The following is a 14,434-nucleotide window of genomic DNA, read 5'->3' as shown; positions in this document are numbered from 1 at the left end:
CCAAGATTGCACAGGCAAAGGATTTGTATCTCTGATCCCTTTACCTGTTCAATCTTCAATTTTTTCAATTTAACTTTTCGATGGGGATTCCTCTATGTCAGCACTGAAACCTGCAGAAATTGTTCAAACCATGGTTGATGTCGGCGAAGCAAAAATCAAAACCGGCACCCGGGATCTGATATTGCGCGGCATGATGGCCGGTATCATTTTGTCTCTGGCGGTCGTTGTTGCCATCACTACTATTACTCAAACCGGTCTGGGTATTGTCGGGGCATTGGTGTTCCCGGTCGGCTTTTGTATTCTGAGCCTGATGGGCTATGACCTGGTGACAGGCGTGTTTGGGCTGGCACCTTTAGCAAAACTGGATAACCGCCCGGGAGTCACCTGGGGACGGGTGCTGCGCTGCTGGGGCCTGGTCGGTTTGGGTAACCTGATTGGCTCTCTGATTGTTGCGAGCCTGATTGCACTCTCGCTGACCATGAACTTCAGTGTTGAGCCGAATGCGGTGGGTCAGAAATTTATCGCAGTCGCCACAGCTCGTACCATCGGGTTCGAAAATCTGGGTGCTGATGGCTGGCTCACCTGTTTTGTGCGCGGTATTTTATGTAACCTGATGGTGTGTCTGGGCGTGATTGGTAATATGACCTCTCGTTCAGTGGCGGGTAAAATTGTCGCCATGTGGCTGCCGATTTTTATCTTCTTCGCTCTGGTATTTGAACACGCTGTGGTGAATATGTTCCTGTTCCCGCTCGGCATGTTACTGGGCGCCGATTTTGGCATCGCGACCTGGCTGAATTTCAACCTGGTGCCGACTATTCTGGGTAATATGATTGGTGGTCTGCTGTTTACCTGCCTTCCTCTTTACCTGACCCACGCCAAAACCGCACCTAAGCTGGATGATGAAACTGAACATAGCGCGCAACCGGTATTGAGTGCTAAATAATCCGCTGCAGGCTCTGCGTGTGAGCACGGCCTGCTCCTCTCTGCTGCTGTTTTAGGTCGTCTTGAGGCGTTGCAGGCTAGTTTGTGGCATTGCAGTCCAATGTTTTACATCAGTTTAATTATAAAAGGTCATCAGGGTGGTGCGTCGGCATCAGTGACTTTTGATAATTGAATTTACCCGGTAGGTTTTAACGATGAGCGTGACTCAATCTTATCCGCAATCTTGTGGTTTTGTTTCTCTGGTCGGTGCCGGACCCGGTGACCCGGATTTGTTGACAGTGAAAGGACTGCGAGTTATTCAACAAGCGCAGGTTGTGGTGTATGACCGTCTGGTTTCGCAGGCCATCCTGGACTTAGCGCCGGCCCAGGCAGAGCGCATTTATGTGGGTAAGCAGCTCGATTTTCATTGTGTTCCCCAGCAGCAAATCAACCAGATTCTGGTAGATAAAGCGCGGCAAGGATTACATGTGGTGCGTCTGAAAGGCGGCGATTCATTTATTTTTGGTCGCGGTGGTGAAGAGCTGGAAGTACTGGCAGATCATCACATCGCCTATGAAGTGGTGCCTGGAATTACGGCGGCAGCGGGCGCAACGGCCTATGCCGGTATTCCGCTCACTCATCGCGAGCACGCGCAAAGTGTCCAGTTCATCACCGGGCATTTGCAACAAGATGGATCCCCAATTAACTGGCAAGCCTTAGCGCAAAGTAATCAAACCCTGGTGTTTTATATGGGGCTCAAGCAGAGCCCGCACATCGCCGAGCAACTGATCAGCGGCGGCCTGGCGAAGGACACTCAGTGTGCGATTATAGAGAAAGGCACCACGCCACAGCAGCGGGTATTGCGAGGTGAATTAGCTCAGTTGTCTGAGTTGGCGGTCCAGGCGCAGAGCCCGGCATTAATCGTGGTTGGCAGCGTGACCGCTCTGCACGACAAACTGGCCTGGTTTGGTGAATAACCAGATAGATATGAAAGCTGAATACGATCGCTAAATCTGACAGCGGCTGGATGAGCGTGCCATCTCCTGCCGCCGCATGGGCATAGCATCAATGGTTTGCTTGAGAGCGTCCCAGTCCGTGGTTTTTCCCCAGCGCATTTTTTCGCTGCCGTCTTTGCCAACCAAAACAGCGGTGTGCTGGCCAGGGGACACACGGTAAGCGAGCAGAATATCATTGAGGTCAAACTCATGTTTCAGCCACTCAGGCTGGCTGAAACCATCTTCAGTGATGACTATGGTGACAACGTCACGCTCTGTCAGTTCGCACTGGTGCATCAGAGTTTCTACTAAGAACTGGCGCACGTAGTGATCCTGAGTGGGGGCAAAGTAGAGCACACTGCGATGAGTCCACTGATTAGAATAAAGTGGGTAAGCCTGAGCAACAACAGGGACAATAAGCACAACAACAGCAAGTAGCGCAGATTTCATGGTTTACCTCCTGTGCTGCCGGGGCAGTGAATGGCTAAGGATTCCATGGGCTGAATGTGTTAAGGTCTTCCTTCCACACATAAGCCAGCCCTTGCTGCACGTTTTTACGCGCAGGGCACGGTTAAGTTCACTTAAAGCAGACATAAACTATGCAAACCATCGCCATTCTGGTTGACGTTCAGAACGTTTACTACACCTGCAAGTCACGTTATCAGCAGCACTTTGACTATAATCACTTTTGGCAGAGCGTGACTCGGGGACGCAAGGTTCATCAGGCCAACGCCTATGCCATAGCCTCCAACGACAGCCGCCAGCGTCAGTTTCATCACATTCTGCGTGGTATCGGTTTTGAGGTGCAGCTTAAACCTTTCATTCAGCGTTCTGACGGCAGTGCCAAAGGCGACTGGGATGTAGGGATCACACTGGATGCGATTGAACTGGCAGCCGAAGTAGACACAATCGTGCTGGTCTCCGGTGACGGGGATTTCGATATTCTGGTTAAACGTATTCAGGACAAATACGGGAAAGAAGTCGAGGTATACGGTGTGCCGGGGTTGACGGCTAAAAGTCTGATTGATGCCGCCAACCACTACGTGGCTATCGAGGGTGACTTACTGCTCTGACTGAGGCTCGGTCACTGCGCTCTCTTGCTGCTCAGGCGCTTGTGCTGCTTGCTCACCTTGTGCCTGTTCGGCTTCAAGTTTGGCGCGCTCCGCTTTGGAAATGTAGCGCGGCTTGTTGCTGTTATGCAGCTTAGCGTTCTGTTTTTTCAGTTTGGTTTTTAAAATCTGGTTAATGCGTTTTTTACGGTTCATCTCAGGCTCTGTGAGTCTAGGTGTTGAGGTGCGGAGCTTACTGGTTTTCGATGTGAAGCTCAACTGTACCGAGTGGTTATTTACTGGCGGCAATGGCGGGACAATGTTGCTGCCGCATCCGCTGCTGGCCATCCGGCACTTGTTGCATGAGCGCAAACCCGTTCCAGATAAACCGCCCAGAGAACAGTCTAACCGCCTTCTCAGACAAGCGCAGAAATAACAAAGACAAGCCGCGTGGCTTGCCTTCATCTTTTTAGAGTCGTTGAGCTTTGGCTGACTTTATTCGCCGCCAAGCTGTCTTATTCTCCGGCCACCCATTGGCGCTTGGTTTTTACACTCGACATCAGCATGTATATACAAGTTGCCAGCAGGATAACGAACAGGTAACCCAGCAGACCTTGCGTATCTTGCATAAAGCTGTCGGCCAGGACCGGACCCAGTACCGACCCAATACTGTAACTAAACAGCATCACCTGAGTTGCAGAGACAATGTAGCTTGCGTCAAGCTTGTCACAGCCGAGGTTAATCGCAATCGGATAGATAGCAAAAGTTGCCATGCCGAGCAGGAATAAACCCATCGCTAACATGTCTGCGCCCGGATTGATCAGTGGTAAAACCGTAGCACCGGCACCGACTAAGCTGAACAAAGCCATCAGTAATTTACGTCCCATGAATTTTGACATCCATGGCACCATTGGCTGGACTGCCATTGCACCCAGAATGATCAACGCCATTAATGTGCCAATATGGCTATGGCTGATACCACGTTTTGCCAACTCGACCGGCATCAGGCCGTAAATTGCACCCAGTGTCAGGCCAGACACCAGACAGCCGATAATCGCCGCGTGGCTGAGTTTAAAAATTTGTTTCCATGACAGGCTGACACCGTGCTGTGTCTGTGGCTGATCGGTTTTACCGTAAATCAGTACCACCGATGCCATAACCAGCAGTGTGATAATGGCAAAGAAAGGAACACCACCGGAAACGCCCAGTACACCGATACCAAGCTGACCGATTGCAGTGCCGCCGTACAGAGCCGCCATGTAAATGCCCAGACGTTTGGCACGGCCAGATTCGTTACCATGCAGTAACCAGGACTCAACGACCACGAAGACGCCCGCAACGGCAACGCCGGCGACAAAGCGAGCAACAAGCCATGCTGCGGCATACGGCAACACCGGTAGCGCAACAATCGAAATAATCAGTACTGCCAGACAGCCCAGGAACGCCAGACGGTGCCCGAGACGGTTAACAAACGGTTCCATAATCACCGCACCCAGCAGTAAACCTGCATAGAATACGCTGGCCATCCAGCTGGCCAGAGATGCTTCAAGCCCATAATCAGAAAGCATAAGAGGGATAAGACTCATCAGGTAGCCGGATGCAACCGCATACAGTGACAGGGCGATCACTGGTACAGAAATTCGTTGGACAGAAACAGCAGAAGTACTCACGGAGTAGCCTCGAAAATAAGCAGGAACAGGGGGATTTCGCGGCGAATATGAAACTTATGATTTGAAAGGTAAAATGAAAAATTGTGATCTTGACGATTAATAAATTTTATCAAGGAGTCATTTAGCAAAAGGGAAGTAAAGTTGGTGTTCTCTAGCATAAAACACCAACTTTTAGCTAAATTTATAGGAATAAGTTACTTAACTAACGCTTGGTTCAGCCATTGTTCAAATTGCGATTTTGGCAACGCACCGTTGATCATATCGACCCTTTGCCCCTTTTTGAACACCATGATGGTCGGGATGCTTCGGATCTGAAATTGCGCGGCTAACTGCTGCTGACTTTCGGTATCGATTTTGACAAAGCGAACCTCTCCTTTGCGCTCTTCAGCCACATCGGAAAATACCGGTGCGAAGCCAACACACGGGTTACACCAGGGAGCCCAGAAGTCGACTACGACAGGCACATCGCTGGTAAGCAGGGCGCTGAAGTTAGCGATAGTACCTTCAAGCGGAGCGCCGTCCAGCAGCGAGGCCTGGCATTTGCCGCAGCTCGGGTTTTCTGAAATACGGGTTTCTGGAACGCGGTTCATCGCATGGCATGCGGGACAGCGAGTATTAAATGTGGTCATAACTTCCTCTCAAATGTGACGCCCGGGTCACCCCGGTGATTTCGCCTTGGCAGCCAAATCGGCGTATACTTTCTTGCATTGATGCGATATGCGAACCTTATTCGATTCCGGCCGTATTGAACATTTGCCATGCTCTGACCTGCATGTGTCTTGTCATTATCGCAGTTGATGAGTCAAATGTTGGGGCAGGTCGCATGATTACAATGATAACAACAACAAAAAAACAGGATGACCATGACTAAGTTTTATGCGGACATTACTGGCTGGGGGAAATGTCTGCCCCCGGCAACGCTCTCCAATGACGACCTCAGTACCTTTCTTGATACCAATGACGAGTGGATTCGCAGTCGCACCGGCATTGAACAGCGCCGAATCAGCCATGTGAATACCTCTGAACTGGCCACCGTTGCGGCGCGCCACGCACTGGCTTGTGCCGGGCTTAATGCCGCTGACATCGATCTGATTATTGTCGCGACCTGTTCACCGGATTCGCTGATTCCTAATATCGCGTCCAAAGTACAACAGAATCTCGGCATTCGCAGTGCTGCTGCGTTTGATCTCAACGCCGCGTGTACCGGCTTTGTCTACGGCCTGGAAACCGCGACGCGGCTTATTCAGGCTGGTAATTATCAGCACGCATTAGTGATAGGCGCAGAACGTCTGTCTTTTTACCTCGACTGGACTAAACGCGATACCGCGGTGCTGTTTGGCGATGGTGCCGGTGCTGTGACGCTCAGTCGCACCGAGCAATCGGTCGGGCTACAGGATGCCAAGATTGGTTGTGATGCCGCCGGCCGCGACATTCTGGCGGTGCCTGAGTTTGGTACGGCCATGGATCGTTTTGATGAGCAGAACGGCTTCTGGGCGTTTGAGTTTGTTGGTCAGGAAATTTTTAAGCGCGCGGTGAAAGGCATGGGCGCAGCGGCCAAGAGTGTGCTGGCACAAAGCGGTCTGTCGAAAGATGATATTGATGTGGTCATTCCCCATCAGGCGAATATCCGCATTATCCAGACATTGTGCGAACTGTCGGGCATTGAACAGAGTAAAGCTTTCGTTAACATTCAGCGCTATGGTAATACGTCAGCGGCTACTGTACCGATTGCGCTGTGCGAGGCATTGCAACAAGGCCGGATAAAAGCAGGCGATAATCTGCTGCTGGCTGCGTTCGGAGCAGGCCTGACCTGGGGGGCGGGTTATATCAAATGGGGCGAGCGCACGACACCGTTGGGGCTCAGTGATGGCGAGCTGCCGCCATCGGAAAAAACCGCGTTAGAACTGCTGCAGGCGGCGATTGAACATTGTCAGCACCACGCGGCTCTGCAGGTATAAATCGCACGTCTTCACTCGCTGGCTGCGGGGCCAGCGATCCTTCATTTTGATTTCATTTTATTGCTTCAGCATGACGTGAATTCAGTACCGCAATCATTTTGTCGCACCTTGATTCAGTCCAGATTGATTCAGCTGATGGGCGGAATATGGCATATGCTCAAAAGAACCGTAGCAGCAGTGTCAGGGGTGTTTATGACCAAGCCTAAATCAGCCGGACCAAACTTCATCGTCGCTCTGGATCAGGGAACAACCAGCTCCAGGGCGGTGGTACTGGATCACGATGCTAATATTGTCAGCGTCGCACAACGCCAGTTCAGCCAAATTTATCCTCACCCTGGCTGGGTTGAACATGATCCAATGGAAATCTACGCCACGCAAAGCGCAACCTTGATTGAAGCCCTGGGTAAAGCCGGGATCCGCAGCGATGATGTGGCGGCTATCGGCATCACCAATCAGCGTGAAACTACGATTGTCTGGAATAAGGAAACCGGCAAGCCAGTTTATAATGCGATTGTCTGGCAGTGTCGCCGGACCGCGGATATGTGCGCCGCGATGAAAGCTCAGCAGTTGGAAAGTGATATACGCGCTAAAACCGGCTTAGTGCTGGATCCTTATTTCTCTGCCAGCAAAATTAAATGGATTCTGGATAATGTGCCCGGGGCCCGGCATGCTGCAGAGCAGGGCAAACTGCTGTTTGGCACAGTCGATAGCTGGCTGGTGTGGAAAATGACTCAGGGCAGAGTCCATGCGACGGACTACACCAATGCCTCCCGTACCATGCTGTTCAACATTAACCAGTTGTGCTGGGACGAGTCGCTGCTTGAGTTGTTCTCCATTCCTGCCGCGATGATGCCGGAAGTGAAAGCGTCATCGGCGATTTACGGCCAGACCAATATTGGTGGCGAAGGTGGAACCCGTATTCCGATTGCTGGTATTGCCGGTGATCAGCAGGCAGCGCTGTTTGGACACTTATGTGTGAACCCTGGTGATGCCAAAAATACTTACGGTACCGGCTGTTTTCTGCTGATGAATACCGGCCAGCAAAAAGTCTGCTCAGACAACGGATTACTGACCACTCTCGCGTGCGGTCCGGATGGAAAGCCGTGTTACGCGCTGGAAGGCTCCGTTTTCATGGGCGGAGCAGCAATTCAGTGGCTGCGCGATGAGCTGAAGTTACTGAGCGATGCAAAGGATTCCGAATACTTCGCCACCAAAGTGGAATCGTCTGAGGGGGTTTATGTTGTGCCCGCATTTACCGGACTGGGCGCGCCCTATTGGGACCCGTACGCGCGGGGAACCGTCGTCGGATTGACGCGGGGGACGAATGCCAGTCACCTGATTCGTGCCACGCTGGAAAGTATTGCCTACCAGACCCGTGATGTACTGGATGCGATGCAGGCCGATTCTAACATGCGTCTTGCAGCGTTACGGGTCGATGGCGGCGCGGTTGCCAACAACTTTTTAATGCAATTCCAGGCGGATGTTCTCGATACCAGGGTTGAGCGGCCGGTCGAAACGGAAGTGACCGCACAGGGTGCTGCCTATCTGGCCGGATTAGCAGTCGGGTATTGGCAAAGTCTGGGAGCGTTGCAGCGTAAAGCCGCAATCGAGCGCTGCTTCGAGCCGTATCATGATGAAGCTAAGCGTCAACGGCGCTACCGTGGTTGGAAACGTGCTATCCAGTGCGCCCGCGCCTGGTCGGAATTACATCAGGATGACCAAGAACGCTAATGTATGAGCCAAAACTAACGTGTGAGCCAAAACTGATCTGTACGCCCAAATGGGCGTCTATCAGAAACGGCGTCGGTAAAATAACAAACCCGCCGGGCGGCGGGTTTGTGCAATAGATAACTTAGCTCAGGACAGGATTATTTCTTACCCTGAGTGGCCAGTTTGTCCTGCTCGGTCAGGTCGCGGATGCGACGGCTGATTTCACGGCGCTCTTTGGAGATTTCCGCGCTCTTGATGATGTGGTCATCAACACGGTCTTCGTAGTCCGCTTTCATGTTTTTCACGATTTCGATGATCTCTTCCTGAGTCATGTCTGGCTTGATGTAGTCAACCAGGTTCTCAAGCAAGTCAACACGCTTACGGTTGTCACGAACTTTCTTTTCGTTATCCAACAGTTCACGCTTGAGTTTGTTTTTACGGCGAGCCAGACTCACAATTTCAAATACGCTGTTCATAGGTCCCTTTCCCTAAAATGAATTAAAGCAACTGTGGCTGATTAAAGCATAACATCCCAGCTCATAACAGCCTTTAGATCAAACATGACAACGCCTTGACTAATAAATCACCACTCGATATACGGGTGGATTGTACATGCCTGAAAATACGCTATAACATGGATTCAATAATGATGAACCTATGATCGATTATGCAGCCTTCAGAGATTATTGTTCCCCCAAGCGAAGAGTCAGCCCCCAGCACGAAAGCGCAGCCTGTTCCGATAGAGCAGCGGGTAGACTCTCAACGGGCTAAACTAGGTCAAGCTTATATACGAGAACGTCACAAGCAGGAATTGACGAATATAGAATTACATCGTTCTAAAGTGATTGTGATGGATGAAAACGGGCGTATTCTGCGCATGTCCCTATCGCCTGAGCACTAAGAACGTGAGTTCGGCAGTGAGCCGTAACAATAATAATTAAGGAAAAGAACAATGAATCAAGAACTATCTCCCCTTGAAGCACGCGTTATCGGTTGCTTGATAGAAAAAGAAATAACCACGCCGGATCATTACCCGCTGACGCTCAATAGTTTAACCACGGCCTGCAATCAGAAAAGTAATCGTGAGCCTGTCTTGTCATTATCTGATGCAGAAGTACAAGATACGGTTGAAGGGTTGATCAGTCGCCGTTTAGTCAGCGATGAAAGTGGTTTTAACAGTCGTACGCCTAAGTATCAGCACCGTTTTTGTAACACTGAGTTTGGTGATTTGAAGCTGGGTGAACAAGAGCTCGGCCTGGTATGTTGCCTGTTACTGCGCGGTGCCCAGACTCCGGGCGAATTACGTACCCGAACTAACCGTCTTTGTTCTTTTTCTGATGTAAAGCAGACCGAGGCAGTGTTGGATGCCTTGGCGCAACGTGACTTGGTGGTCAAACTGCCGCGTGAACCGGGTAAACGTGAATCTCGTTACCAGCACCTGTTTTGTGGAGAAGTCGATTTAGAATCTCTGCTAAGCGCATCTGTCGCTCCAGCGGCCAACTCACAGATTGAAGCACTGGAGCAGGAAGTGGCGACACTGCGTGAAGAAGTTGCGGAATTGCGTGCTCTGGTTGAACAAGCTTTGGCCTGATGACGCTCGTGAGCAGTGAAAATTCAAGTCCGAATTGGTGGGTGTATCTGATTCGGACTTCCTCCAACGCCCTTTACTGTGGTATCACCACTGATGTGGAGCGACGCTTCAGTCAGCATGAGAAAGGGCAGGGGGCGAAAGCGTTACGGGGTAAAGGGCCATTAACCCTGGCCTGGCAATATGAACTTGGCCCATTAAAGGGCGAAGCACTGCGTCTGGAATATAAAATAAAACAGCTAACCAAAGCACAGAAAGAGCGCCTGATAATGGATGATTCCCGTTTGTCGCTGGTTTTGTGATCCCGCTGATTTTCCTGCCTTGTTGATGTCAGACACTCTGTCTATGATTAAGTTGTGTCCATATTATTGATATAACTGCTGTTTTTGTAGGGGTAGTTAGGGGCTGTACTCAATGACAGTTATCTGTGCCCTCGCAAGCGGTTTTGCAAACACAGCACTGTTTCAGAAATAGGAAACAGTTATAACTTAGATTATTTATTGTATATACAACCAAGAAAATGTTGTTAATTTAATCACTTGCATAAAAAATTCATGCTTTATTTGCCGTGCAAGCTGTTAATTGTACGCTGTATGCTTAATAATTCTCAGGCAATATTGATTTGCTGATATTACGGCGCTGCTTTGTAAACAAGCACGTCTCAACAATGCGTTGATGGTGTGATTATCAACCAACAGGCGGAATGTGTGGAATGAAGAAGGCGCTCTTTCTCTCTTTTTTACTTGGTTTCACCCCGGTAGCTACGTCCTATTCATCTCAATTGTTGAGCGGATACTGGCATTATCAGGAATTCTTAAATGCTAACCCACAGCAAAAGCAGTTGACTGATCAGTTGTCACGCGCCGTTCGCCAGGCACCAGTTGCAATGGCAGGGGAACAACAAAAGCCCGTATCCATTTCCGTTGTTTTTCCCGGCCAGCAGGTTTCAGACTATTGGGTTCGCAATATAAAAGCGTTCGAAATGCGTATGGAAGAACTGGGGATTGAATATCAGATCAATCAGGTCTTTACCCGGCCAAATCTGGACACACGTCAGCAAAGTCTCTCTCTGATGGAAGCGTTAAAAAACAATTCTGACTATTTAATTTTTACCCTGGATACGACACGGCACCGAAAGTTTATTGAACATGTACTAAGTTCTTCGCCAACTAAGTTGATCCTGCAAAATATTACGACGCCAGTCCGCGACTGGGACGGCAGACAGCCAATGATGTATGTTGGCTTTGATCATGAAATGGGTGCACTGCAACTGGCCCATTATTATCGTGAGCATGTTCCCAAAGGCAGCAAGTATTCTGTACTGTATTTCTCCGAGGGCTATGTGAGCGATGCGCGTGGTGATACCTTTATTGAGAATATGGAGCGCAGCGGTGATTATCATCTTGCTTCATCGTATTACACCAAGGCGACAGAAGAGAGCGGTTATGAGGCTGCTCTGAATATTGTCAAAAATGATCCCGATATTAAATTCATCTACGCCTGTTCGACAGATGTGGCTTTGGGGGCGGTGAAGGCCCTGAAAGAACTCAACCGGAACGACATTATGGTGAACGGCTGGGGCGGCGGTTCGGCAGAGCTGCAGGCGCTGGAGGAAGGCACTTTGGATGTCACCATTATGCGCATGAATGATGATACTGGTATAGCGATGGCCGAAGTGATTAAACGTGATCTCGAAGGGCTGGCTGTCCCGACGGTCTTTTCCGGCGATTTTGAGCTCGTTTCTCATGATGATAAGCAGCAGATCAGCTTATTCAAACAACGTGCGTTTCGGTATTCCGATCGTTAATTAGCCCAAGGAACACTGAGTGAACATCCGGTCCAGTACAGTAAAACAGAAAAGAAGAATTGCGACCTTTATCAGTCGTGCCATCGTGGCGGTGCTGGGCGCCCTCACGCTGGCTGTGCTGTTCCAAAGCTATCAAATCAGCAGCCGGTTAATCTCACAGGAAGTGGCACGCAGTGCTACCCAGACCGCGAGCTTGATCCAGAATCTGTTTAATTACCGTCTTGCTACGTTGCAGATTCACCAGGACAGTAGTGCTAAAAACAGCAGTTTTATTGATGCGTTAAGCAGCGATTCTGGCGCTGCACTTGATCAGTATTTTCTCAGCGTGGACCAACTGGAGTTGAGTAATACTCCGGACATCCGTTTTATCACTGATTTGAAAGAGTTGGTCTGGGAAGACGGTAACGCCCAGTTTTACGGCATTCAAAGCCGAGAAATGAATAAAATTATCCGTCGGGTCTCGGTGAGTAACAATTGGCATTTGGTGCAGACCCCGTCTTTACTGGGTATGACTTATTTGTTAGTACGTCGCTCGCCCGTCGTCAACAGTACGACAGGTGAAGTGATAGGCTTTCTGTTTGTTAGCATAGTGCTTAACAATAATTTTGCCCTGATTGAAACCATTCGTGATAGCAGCAATTCACAGAATTTAATTCTGGCTGTTGGCTCTGAAGTTTTAGCGTCAACTCTCAACGGGGACGAGTCCTACTCGGCGTTTGATGTGATTGAAGATGGCCTGAGTGAAGGGCTGTACGATAAAAACATGGTCAGTAAAGCGGTACTAGATGTCGAAGGTGTGCCTACTTATCTTGAGGTGTATTCGGTACAGAGCAATCAAAATGCGCTGAGCTTACGCGACAACTACTATTTCTGGATGATTTTTGCTCTGGTGGCGATGATCGCGGTCTCTATGCTAATTCGCTGGTGGTTGCAACGTCGTATTGAATCTGAAATTGAAGGCTTGATGACCTATACCCACAACGTTGCTGAGCGCGGTTTGGACGGATTCTTTCCCGGTTCTAAAATTTACGAATTTGACCATTTTGGCCGCACGTTGGAACACACTTTCCAGCGTTTGTCACAGCAGGAAAAGCAATTTGAGGATCTGTTTACTTTCGCTTTATCTCCGACCATTTTGTGGACCAGCGATGGTGAGATGATCCGGATGAATCCGGCTGCTGAGTCTCACTTCAGGCCAAAGGATGCTAATCAGTTGTCTCTGTTCAATGTGTTAAAGGCACAACTGGTACCACAGATAAAGCTGGCCGCACGAGGTGAAATCCTCAATGAGGTGAACACCGAAGTCGACGGTCGGGTTTTCTTGTGGAACCTGTCGCCGATTATTGTGGAGAATCGGGTCGAGTCCATCATTACTCAGGGCCAGGATGTCACTACGATTGCTGAGGCAGAAAAACAGAGCCGCATTGCCCGCAATGAAGCAGAAGAGACCGCGCGAGTACGAGCCGATTTTCTGGCCAAGATGAGCCATGAATTGCGCACGCCGCTTAACGGCATTCTCGGTGTATCTCAGTTACTGAAACGCACGGTGAAATCAAAAGAACAAGCGGAGCAGGTCAACGTTCTGTGCAGTAGTGGTGAACATTTGCTGGCGGTACTGAACGACATCCTCGACTTTTCCAAGATTGAACAAGGCAAGTTTCGTATTCAAAAAGTGGATTTCCGGCTGGTTGATGTGGTTTCAGCGATTGAAAGAATCTACGGGCCGCTATGCAGAGAGAAACAGCTGGAACTGCAACTTGAGAGTAATATTGATGAAGACATTTTCATCAATGGCGATCAGGTTCGCTTAAATCAGGTGCTGTTTAACCTGCTCAACAATGCGGTGAAGTTCACCCATGATGGTTCTATCTCCGTTCAGCTTGAGCTGAATCAGGATGTGTCACCGACCAAGCTGAAAATTGTCGTGCTCGATACCGGTATTGGGATACGCGATCAGGATCTGGCTGCTATTTTCGAACCTTTTGTGCAGGCGGAGTCGACCAATACCCGCGAATATGGCGGTAGCGGCCTGGGGCTCACTATTGTTCACAGTCTGATTGAAATGCTGGGCGGCAGCATTGAGGTTTCTTCTCAGTTTGGCGTCGGCACCCGTTTTGATATCGAATTACCGGTAGAGATTGTTGCCAATGAAGTGCGGGAAGCTGACACCCAGGTTGGTAAATCCCGCTATGATCTTTTCGACGATACTGTTCAGGTATTGATGGTGGAAGATAACCATACCAACGCCTTCATTGCCAAGGCTTTTTGTAATAAATACGGCATGAATGTGGAGTGGGTGACCGATGGCCTCAAAGCGATAGAGAGGGTCAAACAGCAGCATTACGATATGATTCTGATGGATAACCAACTGCCTTATCTGGACGGGGTCGATGCTACCCGGATCATCAAACATGAAATGGGGTTACCGATCCCGGTTTATGCCTGTACTGCGGATGGAATGCTGGAGACACAAGAAGCGTTTATGCAGGCGGGCGCCGAGTACGTAATTGTAAAACCGATCAAAGAAGATACCCTGCATCAGGCACTGGTGAATTTCCAGCTCAATCGTTCAGGGTATAACGCGCCGGTTAAAAAGAATTATTCCTGAACAACTTTTCGAACAGAGACATTTTCAGCTGGTCAGAAAGTTCAATGGCTTCTTCAAATTGTACATTTGATTATATTCCATTTTTTAGCTGTATCGACAATGCAAAGCAGGGCTTAGTGACAGCGATA

General features: G+C 49.6%; 14 protein-coding genes and 1 pseudogene. 10 read left to right on the top strand and 5 right to left on the bottom strand.

Features of this window, described 5'->3' with window-relative positions; all coding sequences use genetic code 11:
• Positions 1–94: 94 nt before the first annotated feature.
• Together KNV97_RS02440 and cobA are read left to right on the top strand one after the other, a co-directional pair.
• Positions 95–943: a formate/nitrite transporter family protein gene (locus KNV97_RS02440; RefSeq protein WP_218562039.1), complete on the top strand. Its 849-nt coding sequence runs from the start codon at positions 95–97 to the stop codon at positions 941–943.
• Between the two features lie 193 nt (positions 944–1,136).
• Positions 1,137–1,898 (top strand): uroporphyrinogen-III C-methyltransferase, encoded by a 762-nt coding sequence (gene cobA / locus KNV97_RS02435; protein ID WP_136487651.1) that lies wholly within the window; start codon positions 1,137–1,139, stop codon positions 1,896–1,898.
• Between the two features lie 30 nt (positions 1,899–1,928).
• On the opposite strand, the gene KNV97_RS02430 is transcribed toward cobA, so the two are convergent.
• On the bottom strand, positions 1,929–2,366 hold the full coding sequence (locus KNV97_RS02430; protein WP_136487652.1) for a DUF4174 domain-containing protein: 438 nt from the start codon (positions 2,364–2,366) through the stop codon (positions 1,929–1,931).
• 149 nt (positions 2,367–2,515) lie between these two features.
• Here KNV97_RS02430 and KNV97_RS02425 point away from each other — a divergent pair, with 149 nt between their 5' ends.
• The gene (locus tag KNV97_RS02425) at positions 2,516–2,989 is read left to right on the top strand and encodes a LabA-like NYN domain-containing protein (RefSeq protein WP_136487653.1); all 474 of its coding nucleotides are present in this window, start codon (positions 2,516–2,518) and stop codon (positions 2,987–2,989) included.
• Here the strand turns inward: KNV97_RS02425 and KNV97_RS02420 are convergent.
• Positions 2,978–3,181, bottom strand: a complete 204-nt coding sequence (locus KNV97_RS02420) for a DUF2986 domain-containing protein (RefSeq protein WP_136487654.1) — start codon at positions 3,179–3,181, stop codon at positions 2,978–2,980. The two genes, KNV97_RS02425 and KNV97_RS02420, sit on opposite strands and share 12 nt — an antisense overlap.
• 94 nt (positions 3,182–3,275) lie before the next feature.
• Between KNV97_RS02420 and KNV97_RS22300 the strand changes: the two are divergent.
• Positions 3,276–3,401, top strand: a pseudogene (locus KNV97_RS22300) (nitrous oxide-stimulated promoter family protein); the annotation flags it as partial.
• A 79-nt stretch (positions 3,402–3,480) separates the two neighbouring features.
• Here the strand turns inward: KNV97_RS22300 and KNV97_RS02415 are convergent.
• Both KNV97_RS02415 and trxC read right to left on the bottom strand, forming a co-directional pair.
• Complete coding sequence (locus tag KNV97_RS02415; RefSeq protein ID WP_218562038.1) at positions 3,481–4,635, bottom strand: MFS transporter; 1,155 nt, start codon at positions 4,633–4,635, stop codon at positions 3,481–3,483.
• Between the two features lie 194 nt (positions 4,636–4,829).
• Positions 4,830–5,264: a thioredoxin TrxC gene (trxC, locus tag KNV97_RS02410; RefSeq protein WP_218562037.1), complete on the bottom strand. Its 435-nt coding sequence runs from the start codon at positions 5,262–5,264 to the stop codon at positions 4,830–4,832.
• Positions 5,265–5,498: 234 nt separating this feature from the next.
• Here trxC and KNV97_RS02405 point away from each other — a divergent pair, with 234 nt between their 5' ends.
• Both KNV97_RS02405 and glpK read left to right on the top strand, forming a co-directional pair.
• On the top strand, positions 5,499–6,593 hold the full coding sequence (locus tag KNV97_RS02405; protein ID WP_218562036.1) for a ketoacyl-ACP synthase III: 1,095 nt from the start codon (positions 5,499–5,501) through the stop codon (positions 6,591–6,593).
• Positions 6,594–6,785: 192 nt separating this feature from the next.
• Positions 6,786–8,324, top strand: a complete 1,539-nt coding sequence (gene glpK / locus KNV97_RS02400; RefSeq protein WP_218562035.1) for a glycerol kinase GlpK — start codon at positions 6,786–6,788, stop codon at positions 8,322–8,324.
• 137 nt (positions 8,325–8,461) lie between these two features.
• Here glpK and KNV97_RS02395 read toward each other — a convergent pair whose 3' ends face one another.
• A complete protein-coding gene (locus KNV97_RS02395; protein WP_136487659.1) occupies positions 8,462–8,779 on the bottom strand; it encodes a DUF496 family protein in 318 nt (105 codons plus the stop codon).
• Between the two features lie 476 nt (positions 8,780–9,255).
• Here KNV97_RS02395 and KNV97_RS02390 point away from each other — a divergent pair, with 476 nt between their 5' ends.
• From KNV97_RS02390 to luxQ, 4 genes are all read left to right on the top strand, one after another.
• The gene (locus KNV97_RS02390; protein WP_218562034.1) at positions 9,256–9,894 is read left to right on the top strand and encodes a YceH family protein; all 639 of its coding nucleotides are present in this window, start codon (positions 9,256–9,258) and stop codon (positions 9,892–9,894) included.
• Complete coding sequence (locus KNV97_RS02385; protein ID WP_168797065.1) at positions 9,894–10,193, top strand: GIY-YIG nuclease family protein; 300 nt, start codon at positions 9,894–9,896, stop codon at positions 10,191–10,193. The genes KNV97_RS02390 and KNV97_RS02385 overlap by 1 nt, the downstream gene beginning before the upstream one ends.
• Before the next feature lie 410 nt (positions 10,194–10,603).
• Positions 10,604–11,698, top strand: a complete 1,095-nt coding sequence (locus KNV97_RS02380) for an autoinducer 2-binding periplasmic protein LuxP (RefSeq protein ID WP_218562033.1) — start codon at positions 10,604–10,606, stop codon at positions 11,696–11,698.
• Positions 11,699–11,717: 19 nt separating this feature from the next.
• On the top strand, positions 11,718–14,306 hold the full coding sequence (gene luxQ / locus KNV97_RS02375) for a quorum-sensing autoinducer 2 sensor kinase/phosphatase LuxQ (protein WP_136487664.1): 2,589 nt from the start codon (positions 11,718–11,720) through the stop codon (positions 14,304–14,306).
• The last annotated feature ends 128 nt before the right edge of the window (positions 14,307–14,434 follow it).

The sequence above is a fragment of the Vibrio ostreae genome, assembly GCF_019226825.1.
Lineage (GTDB): Bacteria > Pseudomonadota > Gammaproteobacteria > Enterobacterales > Vibrionaceae > Vibrio > Vibrio ostreae.
Note: the sequence above shows the minus strand (reverse complement) of the source record. Positions and strands in the feature narration are given on the sequence as shown.